This is a genomic window from Micromonospora sp. CNZ322 (genome assembly GCF_007827755.1).
In genome coordinates this window covers 323,579-341,571 of record NZ_VITD01000008.1, presented here as the reverse complement: position 1 = coordinate 341,571, position 17,993 = coordinate 323,579, and the positions used below count along the sequence as shown (strand labels likewise).

At 71.3% G+C, this 17,993-nt stretch carries 13 protein-coding genes and 1 rRNA gene; 8 read left to right on the top strand and 6 right to left on the bottom strand.

Features of this window, described 5'->3' with window-relative positions:
• Positions 1-63 precede the first annotated feature (63 nt).
• A 5S ribosomal RNA gene (gene rrf, locus FB453_RS21150) occupies positions 64-180 on the top strand.
• 278 nt (positions 181-458) lie between these two features.
• On the opposite strand, the gene FB453_RS21145 is transcribed toward rrf, so the two are convergent.
• Positions 459-1,145, bottom strand: coding sequence for a hypothetical protein (locus FB453_RS21145; RefSeq protein WP_145792636.1), 687 nt, complete (start codon positions 1,143-1,145; stop codon positions 459-461).
• A 69-nt stretch (positions 1,146-1,214) separates the two neighbouring features.
• Between FB453_RS21145 and FB453_RS21140 the strand changes: the two genes are divergently transcribed.
• From FB453_RS21140 to FB453_RS21130, 3 genes are read left to right on the top strand one after another with little or no spacing between them, the layout of a single operon-like run.
• Positions 1,215-3,833, top strand: coding sequence for a valine--tRNA ligase (locus FB453_RS21140; RefSeq protein WP_145792634.1), 2,619 nt, complete (start codon positions 1,215-1,217; stop codon positions 3,831-3,833).
• Positions 3,830-5,164 (top strand): bifunctional folylpolyglutamate synthase/dihydrofolate synthase, encoded by a 1,335-nt coding sequence (locus FB453_RS21135; RefSeq protein ID WP_145792631.1) that lies wholly within the window; start codon positions 3,830-3,832, stop codon positions 5,162-5,164. The genes FB453_RS21140 and FB453_RS21135 overlap by 4 nt, the downstream gene beginning before the upstream one ends.
• Positions 5,161-5,595, top strand: a complete 435-nt coding sequence (locus FB453_RS21130; RefSeq protein WP_145792629.1) for a DUF4233 domain-containing protein — start codon at positions 5,161-5,163, stop codon at positions 5,593-5,595. Before FB453_RS21135 ends, FB453_RS21130 begins: the two co-directional genes overlap by 4 nt.
• Positions 5,596-5,633: 38 nt before the next feature.
• Here the strand turns inward: FB453_RS21130 and FB453_RS21125 are convergent, their stop codons facing one another.
• A complete protein-coding gene (locus FB453_RS21125; protein ID WP_145792626.1) occupies positions 5,634-7,121 on the bottom strand; it encodes a VOC family protein in 1,488 nt (495 codons plus the stop codon).
• Between the two features lie 141 nt (positions 7,122-7,262).
• On the opposite strand from FB453_RS21125, the gene ndk reads away from it, so the two are divergent.
• Positions 7,263-7,688 carry a nucleoside-diphosphate kinase gene (gene ndk / locus FB453_RS21120; RefSeq protein WP_091409968.1) on the top strand — a complete coding sequence of 142 codons (426 nt, stop codon included), beginning with the start codon at positions 7,263-7,265 and terminating at the stop codon, positions 7,686-7,688.
• A gap of 37 nt (positions 7,689-7,725) precedes the next feature.
• Here the strand turns inward: ndk and sigJ are convergent, their stop codons facing one another.
• Both sigJ and FB453_RS21110 read right to left on the bottom strand, forming a co-directional pair.
• Complete coding sequence (gene sigJ, locus FB453_RS21115; RefSeq protein WP_145792624.1) at positions 7,726-8,604, bottom strand: RNA polymerase sigma factor SigJ; 879 nt, start codon at positions 8,602-8,604, stop codon at positions 7,726-7,728.
• Positions 8,601-9,032 (bottom strand): carboxymuconolactone decarboxylase family protein, encoded by a 432-nt coding sequence (locus FB453_RS21110; RefSeq protein WP_208646735.1) that lies wholly within the window; start codon positions 9,030-9,032, stop codon positions 8,601-8,603. Before FB453_RS21110 ends, sigJ begins: the two co-directional genes overlap by 4 nt.
• A gap of 230 nt (positions 9,033-9,262) precedes the next feature.
• On the opposite strand from FB453_RS21110, the gene FB453_RS21105 reads away from it, so the two are divergent.
• Complete coding sequence (locus tag FB453_RS21105; protein ID WP_145792622.1) at positions 9,263-10,813, top strand: alkaline phosphatase D family protein; 1,551 nt, start codon at positions 9,263-9,265, stop codon at positions 10,811-10,813.
• 322 nt (positions 10,814-11,135) lie between these two features.
• On the opposite strand, the gene FB453_RS21095 is transcribed toward FB453_RS21105, so the two are convergent.
• On the bottom strand, positions 11,136-12,155 hold the full coding sequence (locus FB453_RS21095; protein ID WP_112699479.1) for an ArsR family transcriptional regulator: 1,020 nt from the start codon (positions 12,153-12,155) through the stop codon (positions 11,136-11,138).
• Positions 12,156-12,465: 310 nt separating this feature from the next.
• Here FB453_RS21095 and ileS point away from each other — a divergent pair, with 310 nt between their 5' ends.
• Both ileS and FB453_RS21080 read left to right on the top strand, forming a co-directional pair.
• A complete protein-coding gene (ileS, locus tag FB453_RS21085; RefSeq protein ID WP_145792620.1) occupies positions 12,466-15,612 on the top strand; it encodes an isoleucine--tRNA ligase in 3,147 nt (1,048 codons plus the stop codon).
• Between the two features lie 105 nt (positions 15,613-15,717).
• Entirely contained in the window at positions 15,718-16,407 is a 690-nt protein-coding gene (locus tag FB453_RS21080; protein ID WP_091409949.1) for a lysophospholipid acyltransferase family protein, read from the top strand.
• Between the two features lie 261 nt (positions 16,408-16,668).
• On the opposite strand, the gene FB453_RS34970 is transcribed toward FB453_RS21080, so the two are convergent.
• Positions 16,669-17,991, bottom strand: coding sequence for a hypothetical protein (locus FB453_RS34970; protein ID WP_486480353.1), 1,323 nt, complete (start codon positions 17,989-17,991; stop codon positions 16,669-16,671).
• Between the last annotated feature and the right edge of the window lie 2 nt (positions 17,992-17,993).

The window sequence follows — 17,993 nt, the reverse complement described above, 5'->3', positions numbered from 1 at the left end:
GCAACTCTGAACAAGCGAACACCCGTGACTGTGTGCCGGGGTTGTTTGATATGTTCATAGAGTTACGGCGGTCATGGCGGAGGGGAAACGCCCGGATACATTCCGAACCCGGAAGCTAAGCCCTCCAGCGCCGATGGTACTGCACTCGTGAGGGTGTGGGAGAGTAGGACGCCGCCGGACAATCTTCCAGAAAAGGCCACCCCCAACGGGGGTGGCCTTTTCTGCATTCTCCGTTTCCTGCGTTTCCCTGCCTGGTTGATCGGCTCGGGCTACCCGATACCCCCGGCTACCCGATACCCCGGGGTACCCGATGCCCCGGCGAGGCCGGGAACAGGGGTCCGAGCTGCTCCGAAGCCGTCAAGGTCACGCTCGAACCAGGATGTAGCGGCCTCACGGCGTGCGGACGCCACTACATCCAGGATGTTGCGCGATCTTGCGGCCGGCCCCGGCGGTGCCGGTCAGTCTCGGGTCTGCATGCCGTCGCGGAGGTTGCGCAGCAGGCCGCCTGCGTCGCTGACCGATCGGCCCGGGAACATCGCCATCACCACACTGCCGTGGTCGGCCCAGCCGCACACCGCGAAGTCCCCGCCCTCGCCGCTGGTGCTGCCACACTTCAGCACCCCGCCGAGATCACCCGCGGGGAGGTCCCGCAGACCGTTCACCGCACCGGTCTCGTCCGACATCAGGCGGAAGAGGCTGTCCAGGTCCCGTTCCGGCTGCCAGAGCAGGGTGGTGCCCCCGAAGATGAGCACCGAGCGCTTTTCGTCGGCGGGGTCGCGGTAGACAGTGCCGAAACTGCTGTCCAGTTCGATGTTCGCCGCCAGGCCGCTGCGCAGATAGTCGGCCGTGCTCTTCGCGCGCTCGCTGTCGTCGCGGGTCAGACCCGCCACCCGATCGGGTGACGCCAGTTGGGTGTCCTTCTGCTGCGCCACCCGCCACCCACCGACACCAAGCACGCCGGCACCGGCGAGACCGACCACCAGTGCGACCGTCCAACCGATCTTGCGGCGGCGTGACCAGCCGCTGGACCGCTCGTCGGGGTCGCCTCCGGAGTCCCGGGTGCTCAGCTGGATCGGCTCTTCGGTCAGCTCGACCGGCTCGCGGCCGCCGTCGCGCGACTGCTCGGTGAGATGTGCGTCGGACATAGCCGACACCGTACGCGAACGGCAGGTGGCGCACGTCGGGTCTGCGGAAGCCCTCCGTAGACTTGTCCGGTGACCGAGAGACTGGATGCCCGACGCCCCGACGCCCCGACCCTTGCCGGCCAGTACCAGCCCGGTGAGGTAGAGCAGCGACGGTACGAGCAGTGGGTAGCCGGCGGGCACTTCCGGGCCTCCGCCGACAGCGACAAGCCCCCCTTCACCATCGTCATCCCGCCGCCGAACGTCACCGGCTCGCTGCACATGGGCCACGCGTTCGAGCACACGCTGATGGACGCGTTGACCCGGCGTAAGCGGATGCAGGGCTTCGAGGCGCTGTGGCTGCCGGGCATGGACCACGCCGGCATCGCCACCCAGAACCTGGTCGAGCGTCAGCTCGCCGCCGAAGGGCTTTCCCGGCACGATCTCGGCCGGGAGAAGTTCGTCGAGCGGGTCTGGCAGTGGAAGGCCGAGTCCGGTGGCGCCATCCTCGGCCAGATGCGCCGCCTCGGCGACTCCGTCGACTGGGACCGCGAGCGCTTCACCATGGACGAGGGGCTGACCCGCGCCGTCCAGACGATCTTCAAGAAGCTCTTCGACGACGGCCTCATCTACCGGGCCAACCGGATCATCAACTGGTGTCCGCGCTGCCTCACGGCGCTCTCGGACATCGAGGTCGAGCACACCGAGGACGACGGCGAGCTGATCTCGATCCGCTACAGCGACGAGGTCGTGGTGGCCACCACCCGGGCCGAGACGATGCTCGGCGACACCGCCGTGGCGGTGCACCCCGACGACGAGCGCTACCAGCACCTGATCGGCACCGAGGTCGAGCTGCCGTTGACCGGCCGCCGGATCCCGATCGTCGCCGACGCGCATGTCGACCCGTCCTTCGGCTCCGGCATGGTCAAGGTGACGCCGGCGCACGACCCGAACGACTTCGAGATCGGCCAGCGGCACGACCTGCCCGCGCTGACCGTGATGGACGAGCGCGGAGTGATCACCGTGCCCGGCCCGTTCGAGGGGTTGGACCGGTTCGAGGCACGACCGGCGATCGTGGCGGCGCTGCGGGAGCAGGGCCGGATCGTCGCCGAGAAGCGCCCGTACGTGCACGCGGTCGGGCACTGCTCGCGGTGCAAGACCACGGTCGAGCCGCGGCTGTCGCTGCAGTGGTTCGTCAACACCGCCCCGCTGGCCCAGGCCGCGGGTGACGCGGTGCGCGACGGCCGGGTCCGCATCGAGCCGGCCGAGCTGGCCAAGCGCTACTTCGCCTGGGTCGACAACATGCACGACTGGTGCATCTCCCGGCAGCTGTGGTGGGGGCACCGCATCCCGGTCTGGTACGGCCCGGCGGGTGAGATCGTCTGCGTCGGCCCCGACGAGGCGCCGCCGACGGGCGAGGGCTGGCACCAGGACGAGGACGTCCTGGACACGTGGTTCTCCAGCGGCCTGTGGCCGTTCTCCACCCTGGGCTGGCCCGAGCAGACCCCGGACCTGGCGAAGTTCTACCCGACCAGCGTGCTGGTCACCGGGTACGACATCCTGTTCTTTTGGGTCGCCCGGATGATGATGTTCGGCCTCTACGCGATGGACGGCCGGCCGCCCTTCGACGTGGTCGCGCTGCACGGCATGGTCCGTGACCAGTTCGGCAAGAAGATGTCGAAGTCGTTCGGCAACGTGGTCGACCCGCTGGACTGGATCGACCGGTACGGCGCCGACGCCACCCGGTTCACCCTGGCGCGGGGCGCGAACCCTGGCCAGGACGTCCCGGTCAGCGAGGAGTGGTGCCAGGGCTCCCGCAACTTCTGCAACAAGCTCTGGAACGCCACCCGGTTCGCCCTGATGAACGGTGCGCACACCACTGGTGACCTGCCTCCCACCGAGCAGCTCTCCACCGTCGACCGGTGGATCCTGTCCCGGTTGGCGCACGTCACCGCCGAGGTCGACGAGCAGTTCGAGGCGTACGAGTTCGCCAAGGTGTGTGACCTGCTGTACCACTTCGCCTGGGACGACGTCTGTGACTGGTACGTCGAGCTGAGCAAGCCGGTGCTCGCCGAGGGCGGTGAGCGCGCGGAGGCCAGCCGCCGGGTGCTCGGGCACGTGCTCGACCAGCTGCTGCGGCTGCTGCACCCGGTCATCCCGTTCGTCACCGAGGAGCTGTGGCTCGCGCTGACCGGCGGCGAGACGGTGCAGGCCGCGGCCTGGCCGGTGGCCGACCGGTCGCTGGTCGACGACGCCGCCGAGGCCGAGTTGGTCGGCGTGCAGCGGGTGGTCACCGAGATCCGCCGGTTCCGTTCCGACCAGGGGCTGCGCCCCACGCAGCGGGTGGCTGCCCGTCTGGACGGGCTGTCCGGTGCGGGTATCGCTGCCCACGAGCCGCTGATCCGTTCGCTGGTCCGGTTGGACCCGGCCGGTGACGACTTCCAGGCCAGCGCCACGTTGGCCATGCCCGGCGCGGTCGGTGTCGCGTTGGACACCCGGGGGTCGATCGACGTGGCCGCCGAGCGGGCCCGGCTGACGAAGGACCGCGCGGCAGCCGAGAAGGAGGTCGCGCAGGCCCGGGCGAAGCTCGACAACCCTGCCTTCATCGGCAAGGCCCCCGAGCCGGTGGTCGCGAAGATCCGCGACCGGCTCGCCACCGCCGAGGCCGACCTGGTCCGGATCGACGCTGCCCTGGAGACACTGCCCTCGTGACCGACCGTAACGAATTCGCCGCCGTCGAAGCGGAGCTGAACGCCCGCGGTTTCACCCGCATGGTCTTCGAGCTGGACCGGATCGAGTCACTGCTCGACCTGCTCGGCAGCCCGCAGCGGGCGTACCCGGCGATCCACCTGACCGGCACCAACGGCAAGACCTCCACCGCGCGGATGATCGACTCACTGCTGCGGGCGCACGGGCTGCACACCGGGCGGTACACCAGCCCGCACCTGGAGACCGTCCGGGAGCGGATCAGCCTGGACGGGGAGCCGGTCAGCGAGGAACGGTTCGCGTCGGTGTACCGGGAGATCAAGCCACTGGCCGAGCTGGTCGACGCGCGGTCGGACGAGCCGCTGACGTACTTCGACATGACCACCGCGCTGGCGTTCGCCACGTTCGCCGACGCGCCGGTCGACATCGCGCTGGTCGAGGTCGGCCTCGGTGGTGCCGAGGACGCCACGAACGTTCTCCAGGCGGGGGTCTGCGTGATCACCCCGATCGGCCTGGACCACACCGAGTGGCTCGGTGACACGCTGCAGGACATCGCGCTGGCCAAGGCCGGCATCATCCACCCGGGGGCCACCGTGATCTCGGCGGCCCAGGAGGAGGAGGCCGCTGGTCCCCTCCTCGAACGCTGCGCCGAGGTCGGGGCCACGCTCGCCCGGGAGGGCGGCGAGTTCGGCGTGCTGGGTCGGGCGGTGGCGGTCGGGGGCCAGGTGCTCACCCTCCAGGGGCTGGGTGGCGTGTACGACGACGTGTTCATTCCGCTGCACGGTGCCCACCAGGCGCAGAACGCGGCAATGGCGCTCGCCGCCGTGGAGGCGTTCCTGGGTGCGGGGGCTCGACGTCAGCTGGACATCGAGGCGGTCCGGGAGGGCTTCGCCTCGACCAGCTCCCCGGGTCGGCTGGAGCGGGTCCGTAACGCCCCGACCATCCTGTTGGACGGCGCGCACAACCCGCACGGCATGAAGGCCACCGTCACCGCGCTCCAGGAGGAGTTCGCGTTCAGCAAGCTGGTGGCCGTGATCGGCGTACTGGCCGACAAGGACGCCGAAGCGCTGCTGGAGTTGCTGGAGCCGGTGGTCGACCAGGTGGTGGTCACCCGCAACAGCTCGCCACGGGCGATGCCGACGGAGGAACTCGGCGCGCTGGCCGCCGAGATCTTCGGCGAGGAGCGGGTGGCCTCGGCCGAGGAGATGCCGGACGCCATCGAGTTGGCGGTGGCGATGGCCGAGGAGGACGTCCCCGGTGAGCTGAGCGGCGTCGGGGTGCTGGTCACCGGGTCCGTGGTGACGGTCGCCGACGCGCGCCGGCTGCTGAAGCGATGACCAGCCCGGAGCGGGACCCGCACCCCACCGAGGACCCGACCGGCCCGCCGGTCGACCAACCGGTGGGGGAGGAGCCCACGGCCGGGCAGCCGCGACGCTCCGGGTTGCGCAACCCGGAGCGGGCGGTACGCGGTCTCGGCGCTGGCACGCTCAGCCTGGAGGCGCTGGTGCTGTTGCTGGCGATCCAGCCGATCCGGGTGGTCGGCGGTGACCTCGGCGGCGCCGCGATCGGTGCGGTGGTGGCACTGGCGGTGGCCGCCGTGGTGCTCGCCGGCATGATGCGTCGGCAGTGGGCCTGGAACGCCGGCACCGTGCTTCAGGGCCTGCTGTTGCTGGGCGGTCTGCTGCACTGGTCGCTGCTCGGGCTGGGCATCATCTTCGCCCTGGTCTGGGCGTACGCGTTGCACGTTCGCCGCGTCATTCTCGGCTGACGCCCGGCCCGGCCGGCGCCGTCCGAAGGCGGGCCGGGTCAGGCGTCGGCGCGTTCGCGCCACTGGGTGAGGGCGACGCCGTGGCCATCCGGGTCGCGGAAGGCCGCAGCCCACCCCTCCAGCTTGGTGCCCCGGTTGACCACCCGGGGCGCGTACGTGAAGCGGACGCCCGACTCGCGCAACCGTTCGTACGCCGCCTCGATGTCGCTCACCTCAAGGTTGACGTGCACGAGTCGGCGGCTGATGGGTGCCGCCCCGGTCACCTCGCGCAGGACGATCCGGGTCGACCCGGAGGCCAGGACGGCGTTGTGGGCACCCTGGTCGACCTCGCTGAAGCCGAGCACGTCGCGGTAGAAATTGAGCGACCGGGGCAGGTCGGTGACCAGCAGGGTGAGGCCCACCCCGCTGATCGGCCCGGCTGGGTCCGCGCCCGAGCCGGCGTCGAACCCGAAGATCGCCTGGTCCAGTTGCTCGTCGGTCACGGTCGTGCGTGCGGCCCCGGCCGGGGAGGGCTCGTCCAGCGGAAGATCGAGTGGGTCCAGCGGGTCGGCCGCGCCCGGGCCGGACCGCTGCGCGGGCGGCGGGTCGAAGCGCTGTGCGCCGGCCTGCTCGAAGCGCTGCGCGCCGGGCTGCTCGACGGGGTCCTCGGCGGGTGGGGCGGTACTGCCGCCCTCCTCCGCAGTGTCGAACCGGTCGGCGGCGGGCTCGTCGAAGCGTTCCTCGGCGGGCGGGCGCGGTGCCGGAGTGGTCGCCCGTCGGGGCAGCCCACCGGACTGCGGCTCGACGACGACGCCCTCCAACACCACCGGGCCACCCGGGCTCTGGTGCATCACCACGGGCTCGCGCTCCTCGGGCATGACGCCCGGATCGTCGCGCCGGAGGTCGTCCCGCGAAGGGTCGGTGCGCAGCGGGTCACCGAGCGGGTCGCGGACCGGGTCCCGGAACGGGTCACCGACCGGGTCCCGGAAGTCGTCGCGGAAGTCGTCGTCGGGTGCGCGGTCGGCCCACGGCGGCGCGTCCTGCTGGATCAACAGCTCGTCCATCGCCTCCGCGTCGGCGAACTCCGGCGGAAGATCGGCGACGGCAGCGGCGGTCTCGGCATGGGTCGGCACCTCGTCCCAGAGGACCTTGACGTGCCGCTGGTCGTCCAACGCGACCCGGATCGGCAGGGTCTGGCCCAGCGACGGCCACTTGGAGACCGGCACCCTCGGCTCAATGATCTTCTTGGAGCGCGGCGGCAGACCAGGGGCGTCAATCACCAGTTGCAGTTCGCAGCGGCCGAACGCGTACTGAGTGGGTGGTTCGGAGGCGCTGTGCACGTGCCCGACGCCGACGACCCACGTGCGACCGCCGCCGCGTACGGTCGCCAGCGCGATCGCCAGCACCAGCAGGGCGACCCCGAGAGCCACGATGGCCCAACTCGTCATGCCGAGCCCGAACAGGACGACGAACGTGGCCACGGTGCCCAGCACCGCGCCGATCAGCTTGCGTACCGGCGCGATGGGTCGGTTCCCGCCATTCGCCACAGTGGACCTCCCGGGGTCAGGACCAGGCTAGGCCGGATCGGCCACCGGGGGAAAGACCGGCCGCCGCGCCGGCACCGGGACCGGGTCGCTAGGCTGACCGTACCGATCCCAAGCGTTCTGCGCGTACAGGAGGAACCCAGCGTGTCCAGCAACAGCCCGGATGAGCGCAGCCTCGTTCTGATCAAGCCCGACGCGGTTCGCCGCGGCCTGGTCGGCGAGGTCCTCTCCCGCTTCGAGCGCAAGGGGCTGCGGATCGACGCGATGGTGCACCGGACGATGGATGCCGCGCTCGCCGACGAGCACTACGCCGAGCACGTCGACAAGGCGTTCTACCCGCCGCTGAAGGACTTCATGACCGGCGGCCCGCTGGTCGCCCTGGTGCTCTCCGGCGACCAGGTCATCGACGTGGTCCGCGGGCTGGTCGGCGCCACCGACGGACGCAAGGCCGCGGCCGGCACCATCCGGGGTGACCTGTCGCTGTCCAACCGGGAGAACCTGGTGCACGCCTCCGACTCGACGGACAGCGCCAAGCGCGAGATCGCGCTCTGGTTCCCCGAGCTGGGCTGACGCCCACCGGTCCGGGGCCGACCGACGACGCCCGGGTTCAGCCGGCCACCGGCACCTTCGCCGGGTTGCCGACCACGTAGATCCCGGTGATCCGGCCGTCGGCTGCGGCGATGGTCAGCGTGTACCGACTGCCGTCCGCGCGGGTGATCAACATCGCCGGCTCCCCGTTGAGCTCGACCGGATCCATCACCACCCGGTGACGCGGGCCGTAGACCCCGGCGTAGAACCGGGCTATCCGGTCCGCGCCGGTGACCGGGTTGAGGGCGGCCCGCGCCCGACCGCCGCCGTCGTTCCACGCGGTGGCGTCGGCGGCCACCAGGTCGGTGAGCCTCGCCAGGTCACCGTCGCGGGCGGCGGCGAGGAACGCGTCCAGCAGCCGCTCCCGCTCCGGGCGGCTGGCGGTGAACCGACGCTGCTCGTGTCGTACCCGCGCGGTCGCCCGGTGGTACAGCTGCCGACAGTCGGCGACGGACCGGTCCAGGATCTCGGCGATCTCCGCGTACGGCAGGTCGAAGGCCGTGTGCAGGACGTACACCGCCCGTTCCGGCGGGGTGAGCCGCTCCAGGACGTGCAGCAACGCGGTGGAGAGCGAGTCGCGTAGCTCCACCCGGTCCAACGGCCCGAACGGCGAGGGCGCGGTCGGCACCGGCTCGGGCAGCCATGTCCCGACGTACGTCTCGCGGGCCGCCTGTCGGGCACGCAGCCGGTCCAGGGCCAGCCGGGTGACCACCCTGGACAGGTACCGTCGCGGCTCCTCGACCCGGGCCCGGTCCACACCCAGCCAGCGCAGGTACGCCTCCTGGAGCACGTCCTCCGCGTCGTGCCGGCTGCCGAGCAGGCGGTACGCGAGCCCAAGCAGCATCGGCCGGTGCGACTCGAGCGCACCGGCCGCCTCTGCTGCCGCCTCGGTGGTCACGCCTGAGCCGGAGGCTCCAGCCGCATCGTCACCCCGATCCGATTCCACACGTTGATTGTGGCAATCGCGATGACGAGGTCGGCCAGTTCCTTCTCCGACCAGACCTTCGCGGCGTCATTCCACACCTCGTCCGGCACCCCGTGCTCGCCGAGGCGGGTGACCGCGTCGGTGAGGGCCAGCGCGGCCCGCTCCCGCTCGTCGAAGAAGGGCGCCTCCCGCCAGGTGGCGACCGCGAAGAGCCGCTGGCTCGACTCGCCGCCAGCGAGCGCGTCCCGGCTGTGCATGTCCACGCAGTACGCGCACCCGTTGATCATCGACGCCCGCAGCTTGACCAGTTCCAGCACGGTGCGGTCGACGTTCGTCTGGACGTACTTCTCCAACCCCATGACGGCCTTGTACGCCTGCGGTGCGACCTCGGCCGGGTTCATCCGTTGCACGACTACCTCCTGATCGGTCCGACGCGGGTACGACGTGTGGGCCGGGCCGGGTTGTGACAACCGGGGCTGTGATCCCGCTCATGCCGCCGAGGTGGCCGGGGTGGGCGGCACGTCGACCGAACGACCGACGACCGGCGTTCGTGTTCGCGTCACCCGGGCCGCCGCTCACGGTCACCTCCGCCCGATAGACCCACGGGGTCAACCCATGATCGGGAGGAAGCATGACCGAGCTTGATCGACGTACCCTGCTGCGGACCGGCCTGGTGGTCGGTGCCGGAGCCGCCGGCGGCGCCCTGCTGGGCGGTGCCGGCGCGAACGCCGCCCCGGCCTGGCGCCCGGCGGCGCGCCCGGTGCTCACCCACGGCGTACAGAGCGGTGACGTGACCGCGGAGTCGGCGCTGGTCTGGACGCGGGCCGACCGGCCGGGCCGGATGCTGGTCGAGGTGAGCCGTCGGCCGGACTTCCGGGGGGCGCGCAAGTTGCGCGGCCCGGTGCTCGGTCCGAACGGCGACTTCACCGGAAAGGTCCGGCTGCGGGGCCTGCCGGACGCCGAGCGGCTGCACTACCGGGTGCGGGTGGAGAGCCTGGATCGGCACGGGGTGGTCAGCGAGCCACTGGCCGGGACGCTGACCACCGCGCCGGGGCGGCATCGGCGACGCGACGTGAAGTTCGTCTGGACCGGCGACGTGGTCGGGCAGGGCTGGGGGATCGACCCGAACTTCGGCGGCATGTCGATTTTCCGGGCGATGCGGCAGACCCGGCCGGACTTCTTCCTGTGCAGCGGCGACACGGTGTACGCCGACGGCCCGCTGGTCGAGTCGGTGAAGCTGCCCGACGGGCGGATCTGGCGCAACCTGGTCACCCCGGAGAAGAGCAAGGTCGCCGAGACGCTGACCGAGTACCGCGGGCAGTTCGCGTACAACCTGCTCGACGAGCATCTGCGGGAGTTCGCCGCGGCGGTGCCGCAGATCAACCAGTGGGACGACCACGAGGTCCTGAACAACTGGTACCCGGGCGAGATCCTGGACGACCCGCGCTACACCGAGCGGCGGGTCGACGTGCTCGCCGCCCGGGCCCGCCAGGCGTTCAACGAGTGGCTACCGGTGCCGGTCGACGGGCCGATGTACCGGCGGCTGTCGTACGGGCCGTCGCTGGACGTGTTCGTGCTCGACATGCGCACCCACAAGGACCCGAACGACGGCAACACGTACGCCGACCCGAAGCGTGGTCTGCTCGGCCGGCAGCAGCGGGAGTGGCTGATCCAGGAGCTGAAGCGCTCCACGGCGACCTGGAAGGTGATCGCCAACGACCTGCCGATCGGCGTTGTGGTGCCGGACGGCCCGGGCGCGCAGGAGGGTGTCGCGCAGGGCGACCCGGGCGCGCCGGCGGGCCGGGAGTTGGAGTTCGCCGAGGTGTTGCGGGCCACCCATCGGGCCGGGGTGACCGGGATGGTCTTCCTGACCGCCGACGTGCACTACTCGGCCGCGCACCACTACGACCCGTCCCGCGCGGCGGTCGGCGACTTCACCCCGTTCTGGGAGTTCGTCTCCGGCCCGGCGCACGCCGGTGCGTTCGGCCCGAACGCGCTGGACGGCACGTTCGGGCCGCAGGCGGCCTTCGTGCACGCGCCGCCGGTGGCCAACACGGGCCCGGCGGGAGGCTTCCAGCACTTCGGTGAGGTCACCATCGACGGTGAGTCCGAGGCCCTGACGGTCCACCTGCGCGACCGAGACGGCGCCTCCCTCTGGTCCACGACCCTCCCGGCCCCCTGACCCCAACCCCCTCGGTTGATCATGAAGTTGTTGCCACGACACGCCGACGAGGGAGGCGACAACTTCATGGTCAACCGGGTCGGGGCCGGGGTTGGAGGGTGCCCAGCGCCGTTCGGCCCGAGCAGGCCGAACAGCTCCCCGTTGCCAACCGTCAGGTTGACGCCGCGGACTGCCTGAACCTCCCGACGCTGGGTCGCCACCATCCCCTGCGGCTGCGGTACCTGCGGCGCAGCCCGACCGCCTCGATCGCGTGTTCGTTCGTGACCCGCACGCTAGGAGCGACCGGGACGGGTGGGAAACGGATTCGGATCGAGCCGAATGCTCAGGCCGAGGCGCTCGCCGGCTCGTCGCCGATGAGCTGCACCAGTGCCACGCCGGCCGGTTCCAGGCCGTACAGCACCCGTCGGCCCACCCGACGGCGGTGCACCACACCGGCGGTGAGCAGCGCGGAGAGCTGCTCCGAGACGGTGCTCGGGGCCAGCCCCAGGGTGGCCGCGAGGCCGGCGGTGGTCGCCGGCCGGGTCAGCGCCCGCAGCACCTGGGCACGACCTCGGCCGACCAGCACCGCCAGCCGATCCGTGGCCGGTGTCGTCCGAGGCGCCGAGCTGGGCCCACCCTCGGCCAGCACCACCGCGCCGCGCGCCTGGTAGGAGACGGCGATGATCTCCGGATGGTCGGTGGCGCAGATGAGTGCTCCCTGCGAGAAGATCAGTGGTATCAGCAGGAGCCGCTGGTCGACCGCCGTGAACTGCTGCTCCGACGGCTTCACCAGCGTCAGCACCGGCTTCTCCCAGCGCACCCGCTCGTGCAGGTCGGCCAGCAACGCGTCCGGACCGTGCGCGGCGAGCGCCCGCGCCCGGTGCAGCACCTCCTCGTCCAGCGCCGCCCGCATCGCCGGCCACCACGGCGCGATGGCCGCGTCCCAATACGCCTCAATGCCGTCGGCGAGCCGGTCCAGGGCGGCCCGCCGGTCCGTGACGAACGGGCCGAGCCATCCCGGCAGGTCGTCCGGGTCGTAGTAGCGGGGGATCTGCTCGGCGATCACCTCAGCTGGCGTCGCGCGCAGTTCGGCGAGCTGGTCGGCCAGGGTCGGCGCGGCCGACGTGGGGAGCGGGCTGAGGAAGTCCGGTGCGGGTAGGCCGATGGTCAGCAGCCGGGCCGGCCCGGTCGCCGGCACCTCGTCGAGCACCCGCCGTGCGTGCCGCGCCCAGGCGGTGTACGGCCAGGGCGCCTCTTTCGGATGGCGTTGCAGCACGAACAGGCTGGTCAGCACCTCCCAGAGCGGGCTGGTGGCGATCCGGGTGCGGGCCAGCGTCGGCTCGTCCAACTCGATCCGGATCATCCGGACAGCCTAGGGTGCCGGCGCCTGCCTTTACTCGGCGGCGGGTTGGGGGGTGGGTCTTGTATCGTTGGGCACCGTAAGGCGATGACCCGGCCATCACCGGTGAGCCTCCGGAAGAACAGCCGGGCAACCGGCCCAGTAGAACCGGACGGGTGCGGCCCGTCACAGCCGACAATGAGCGGGCGGTCGATCCTGACCGCCAAGCGGGGTGGTACCGCGGGCCACCCGGGAGCGCCGTTTGAGGCGTACCCCGGGAAGGTTCGTCCTCGCAGTCCCACGTTGAGTGACTGCACGAGGAGAGCGACCCCCGATGGCCTATCCGTTGCACGACCCGATCGCCGCCGGTGTGCCGGCGAGCCCGGACCTGCCCGCGGTCGAGCGCCGGGTGCTGGAGCACTGGACGGCCGACAAGACCTTCGAGGCCAGCATCGAGGCTCGCCCCGCCGGCACGGACGGCAAGAACGAGTACGTCTTCTACGACGGCCCGCCGTTCGCCAACGGCCTGCCGCACTACGGTCACCTCTTCACCGGCTACGTCAAGGACGTGGTGCCGCGCTACCAGACAATGCGCGGCCGGCACGTCGAGCGGCGCTTCGGCTGGGACTGCCACGGCCTGCCCGCCGAGGTGGTGGCCGAGAAGCAGCTCGGCATCACCAGCAAGGCGGAGATCATCGACCTGGGCGTGGACCGGTTCAACGAGGCCTGCCGCACCTCGGTGCTGGAGTTCACCCAGGACTGGGAGCGGTACATCAACCGGCAGGCCCGCTGGGTCGACTTCACCAACGACTACAAGACCCTCGACCTGGACTACATGGAAAGCGTCATGTGGGCCTTCAAGACCCTGCACGACAAGGGTCTGATCTACGAGGGCTTCCGGGTGCTGGCGTACTGCTGGCGCTGTGAGACGCCGCTGTCGAACACCGAGACCCGGATGGACGACGTCTACCGGGACCGGCACGACCCCACACTGTCGGTGTGGTTCGAGCTGACCGCCGACGAGTCCGCGCCGGAGCTGGTGCGCGGGCCCGTCAAGCTGGGCGTCTGGACCACCACGCCGTGGACCCTGCCGTCGAACCTGGCGCTCGCCGTCGGGCCCGACATCGAGTACGCGGTGCTGGAGCGCGACGGCGACCGCTACCTGGTGGGCGCGGCGCGGCTGGCCGCGTACGCCAAGGAGCTGGAAGGCTACGAGCAGGTCGGCACGGTGTACGGCCGGGACCTGGCCGGACGCCGCTACACGCCGCTGTTCGACTTCCTCGTCGAGCAGGCCGGGGAGAACGCCTACCAGGTGCTCGGCGCGGAGTTCGTCACCACCGAGGACGGCACCGGGATCGTGCACCTGGCCCCGGCCTTCGGCGAGGACGACCAGAACGTCTGCAACGCCGCCGGCATCCCCACCATCGTCACTGTGGACGACCACACCCGGTTCACCGCGCTGGTCCCGCCGTACCAGGGTGAGCAGGTCTTCGACGTCAACAGGCCGGTGATCCGGGAGCTGAAGGACCGGGGGGTGGTGCTCAAGCAGGACACCTACACCCACTCGTACCCGCACTGCTGGCGTTGCGACACCCCGCTGGTCTACAAGGCGGTGTCGTCGTGGTTCGTCGCGGTGACGCAGTTCCGGGACCGGATGGTCGAGCTGAACCAGGAGATCAACTGGACGCCCGGCCACATCAAGGACGGCTCGTTCGGCAAGTGGCTGGCCAACGCCCGGGACTGGTCGATCAGCCGGAACCGGTTCTGGGGCTCGCCGATCCCGGCGTGGAAGTCCGACGACCCGAACTACCCGCGCCTGGACGTCTACGGTTCGCTTGCCGACATCGAGCGGGACTTCGGCGTACGCCTGACCGACCTGCACCGGCCGGCGGTGGACGACCTGGTCCGCCCCAACCCGGACGACCCGACCGGGCAGTCGATGATGCGCCGGGTGCCGGAGGTGCTGGACTGCTGGTTCGAGTCCGGTTCGATGCCGTTCGCCCAGGTCCACTACCCGTTCGAGAACGCCGACTGGTTCGAGCACCACTACCCGGGTGACTTCATCGTCGAGTACATCGGGCAGACCCGCGGTTGGTTCTACACGATGCACGTGCTGGCCACCGCGCTGTTCGACCGGCCGGCGTTCCGTAACTGCCTGAGCCACGGCATCCTGCTCGGCTCGGACGGGCGCAAGATGTCCAAGAGCCTGCGCAACTACCCGGACGTCTACCACGTCTTCGACGCGTACGGCTCGGACGCGATGCGCTGGATGCTGATGTCCTCGCCGGTGCTGCGCGGTGGGGACATGGCGGTCACCGAGGCGGGCATCCGCGACGCCGTCCGGCAGGTGCTGCTGCCGCTGTGGAACGTGTGGTATTTCTTCACGCTCTACGCCAACGCCGACGGGTACCAGGCGCGGCGGCGCACCGACTCCACCCACCTGCTCGACCGGTACGTCCTGGCGAAGACGAACGAGCTGGTGTCCACTGTCGGCGCGCAGATGGACGCGTACGACATCTCCGGTGCCTGCGCCACCGTCCGGTCCTACCTGGACGCGCTGACCAACTGGTACGTGCGCCGGTCCCGGGACCGGTTCTGGTCCGGTGACGCGAACGCCTTCGACACCCTGTCGACGGTGCTGGAGACCCTCTGTCGGGTGGTGGCGCCGCTCGCGCCGCTGACCGCTGAGGAGATCTGGCGTGGCCTGACCGGGGAACGTTCGGTGCACCTGACCGACTGGCCGGACGCGAGCGAGTTCCCGGCCGACCACGACCTGGTCGCCGCGATGGACAACGTGCGGGCGGTCGCCTCGGCGGCGCTGTCGCTGCGCAAGGCCAAGGGGCTGCGGGTGCGACTGCCGCTGTCGAAGTTGACAGTGGCCTCGCCGGCCGCGGAGCAGCTGCGGCCGTTCGCCGACCTGGTCGCCGACGAGGTCAACGTGAAGACTGTGGAGTTCAGTGCGGAGCTGTCCGCGTACTGCGAGCAGGTGTTGACGGTGGTGCCGCGGGCGCTCGGCCCGCGGGTCGGCAAGCAGGTGCAGCAGGTGATCAAGGCGGTCAAGGCGGGCGAGTGGGAGCTGGTCGACGGCGCCCCGGTGGCCGCCGGCGTCACCCTCGCCGAGGGTGAGTACGAGCTGCGCCTGGTCGCCGCCGACGCCGAGCAGTCCGCGCCGCTGCCCGGCGGCGAGGGCGTGGTGGTGCTGGACACCGATGTCACCCCGGAGTTGGCCGCCGAGGGGCTGGCCCGCGACGTGGTGCGGGTGGTGCAGCAGGCCCGCCGGGACGCCGACCTGGACGTCTCGGACCGGATCGTGGTGTCGGTGTCGGCGTCCGACGAGGTACGCGCGGCGGTGTCCGCGTACGTCGACTTCGTATCCGCGGAGGTGCTGGCCGACTCGGTGGACTTCACCGAGGGCCTGGAGGGCTTCGCTGGCGAGGTCGGCGATGGTGAGCGGGTAACGGTGGTCGTCCGCCGGGTATAAGGGACCATCGCCAGGGTGCGGGCGCCTCACCACCTCCGTCCGGGAGGTGTGGAGGCGTCCGCTACCGTGACACCGCCTGTTCGCACCTGATCTGCCGGAGGACCAGTGCCCCTGCTCTACACCATCGGCAAGCTCACCGTGGCGCCCACGCTGCGGTTGGCGTTCCGCCCGACCGTGGAGGGGCTGGAACACGTGCCGGAAATCGGTGGCGCGGTCTTCGCCGGCAACCACCTCTCGGTGGCCGACGAGTTGTTCCTCGGCACGGTCGTGCCCCGGCACCTGGCGTTCTGGGCCAAGTCGGAATATTTCAAGGGCACCGGCGTGAAGGGTGCGATCTCCAAGTTCGTCCTCACCGGCCTCGGTGCGATCCCGGTCGAGCGGGCCGGTGGCCGGGCGGCGCTGTCCGCGTTCGACGCGGCGATCCCGGCGCTCAAGGGCGGTGACCTGGTGGTGGTCTACCCGGAGGGCACCCGCTCGCCGGACGGCAAGCTCTACCGGGGGCGGACCGGCGCGGCCCGGCTGGCGATCTCGGCCGGCGTGCCGATCATCCCGGTCGGCATGATCGGCACGGACAAGGCGCAGCCGATCGGTGCCCGGGTGCCCCGGCCGGGCACTGCCAAGATCACGGTTCGATTCGGCAAGCCGCTGGACTTCACCGGCCGACCGGACGACCGCACCTCGCTGCGGCAGATGACCGACGAGTTGATGAGTGAGATCCAGAAGCTCACCGGCCAGGAGTACGTGCCCCGCTACGCCCCGCCGCGCGCCCACCCGGACCCGACCCGCGACGCCTGACCGCGTGCCCTCTGCTGGCAGATCTGCCAGCAGTATCGAACAGCCCTGCATGGTCCCGACCGGGTGCCTCCCGGCCGGGAGGCACCCGGTCCAAAAGGCGGTTTACCTGTGAGTCATAAATATGACTCACAGGTAAACCGCCTTTTGCCTTGTGGCCTCGGCATGGCGTGACGCGACGTCACGACTGTTGCCGCCGGTGCGGGCGCGCGGGCCGAACGCCAGGGGTGCGGATCACCGCACCCCGGCCGCCCGGGGTGCGGCTCAGCCCCGCTCGGGTTGGACGATCTGGGCGCGCAGGGTGCCCAGCAGTTCGGCACTGTCGGCGACGGAGAGTCGGGTGAACACGCCGGTGGCGATGCTGCCGTGGTCGACCGACGTGCAGACCACCACGGCACTGCCGTCGGCGCTACCCACCGCGCACCGTTCGTGCCTGCCCCGCACACCGGTGTCCACGGTCTCCGGGGCATCCAGGGCGTACCGCTCGGTGAGCCGGCTGATCTCGGCCTCCGCATCCGACTCCGGGCTCAGCCGGAAGCCGGTGCCGCCGAAGACCGTCACCCGCTTGCCGCTCGTCGTGGCGTAGACGCCGGCGAACGTGTCCTCGGCGAGCCAGTGCTCCTTGCGTACCTCGCCCTCCAACTTCTTGGCGGTCTCCGTGCTGCGGCCGTCCTGTCGCAGGCTGAGGTCGTCCACCTGGACGGGCAGCGCCGCGCGCGCCGGGTACTGGGCCGAGATCGGGAACCCGTAGTAGGCGGGGCAGCCACAGCAGCAGGCCAGGCTGAGCAGCAGCAGCCACGGCCAGCGGCGTCGACGGCGGACCGGTACCGGCACGTACCCCTTGGGGGCCTGCCAGCCCGGCGGCGGCGATGGCGGTGGCGCGGTGGATCGCCGACCCCGGCGTTGCTTCGGCACCTTCGGCGGCGCGGGTGGTGCGGGTGGTGACATCGGTCGGGCCGGCACCATGGGTCCGATGGCCCGCGGTGCGCCCGGGGCGGCCGGCGGCGGCACCGGGTGGGGCCCGGCCGGGGAAGCGGGCGGCCCGGACCACTGCCGGGTGTCCCGCGATACGGCCGGAGGAGCGGGCGGCCCGGACCACTGCCGGGTGTCCGGCGGCGTCGGATACGACAGCGTGGGCGGCAGCGGGGGCAGTTCGGCGGAGGGCAGGTCCCAGCCGCCGGTGTCCACGCCGGCCCACGGGTCGACCGGTGTCTGGTGCTCCGGCGGCCCGACGGCCACCGGCGGGGGAGGGGTCGGTTCGGCCGACTCGCCCCAGACGGGTCGGCGGGGCAGCGGCGGTGGTACCGGGGCCGAACCGCTCCACCTGGGCGTCGGGACCTCCGCGGTCGCGGCAGGCTCCGGCTGGTCCGGGGGTTCCGGCTGGTCCGAGGGTTCCGGGTGGTCCGAGGGTTCCGGGTGGTCCGAGGGTTCCGGGTGGTCCGAGGGTTCTGGCTGGTCCGAGGGTTCCGGCTGGTCCGGGGGTACGGGTGGGGAGGTCGGCTCGTCGGCGACCGCCCGGTCCCGCTCCGGCTCCGCGCCCGGGGTGCTCCCGTCGGCCGGCCGTGCTCCCGGCTGGGGCTCCGGCATCG

Coding starts and splice junctions, on each gene's coding strand:
- FB453_RS21145 (WP_145792636.1), bottom strand. CDS start 1,145: ATGTCCGACGCACATCTCACCGAGCAGTCGCGCGACGGCGGCCGCGAG.
- FB453_RS21130 (WP_145792629.1), top strand. CDS start 5,161: ATGACCAGCCCGGAGCGGGACCCGCACCCCACCGAGGACCCGACCGGC.
- FB453_RS21110 (WP_208646735.1), bottom strand. CDS start 9,032: ATGAACCCGGCCGAGGTCGCACCGCAGGCGTACAAGGCCGTCATGGGG.
- FB453_RS21105 (WP_145792622.1), top strand. CDS start 9,263: ATGACCGAGCTTGATCGACGTACCCTGCTGCGGACCGGCCTGGTGGTC.
- FB453_RS21095 (WP_112699479.1), bottom strand. CDS start 12,155: ATGATCCGGATCGAGTTGGACGAGCCGACGCTGGCCCGCACCCGGATC.
- ileS (WP_145792620.1), top strand. CDS start 12,466: ATGGCCTATCCGTTGCACGACCCGATCGCCGCCGGTGTGCCGGCGAGC.
- FB453_RS34970 (WP_486480353.1), bottom strand. CDS start 17,991: ATGCCGGAGCCCCAGCCGGGAGCACGGCCGGCCGACGGGAGCACCCCG.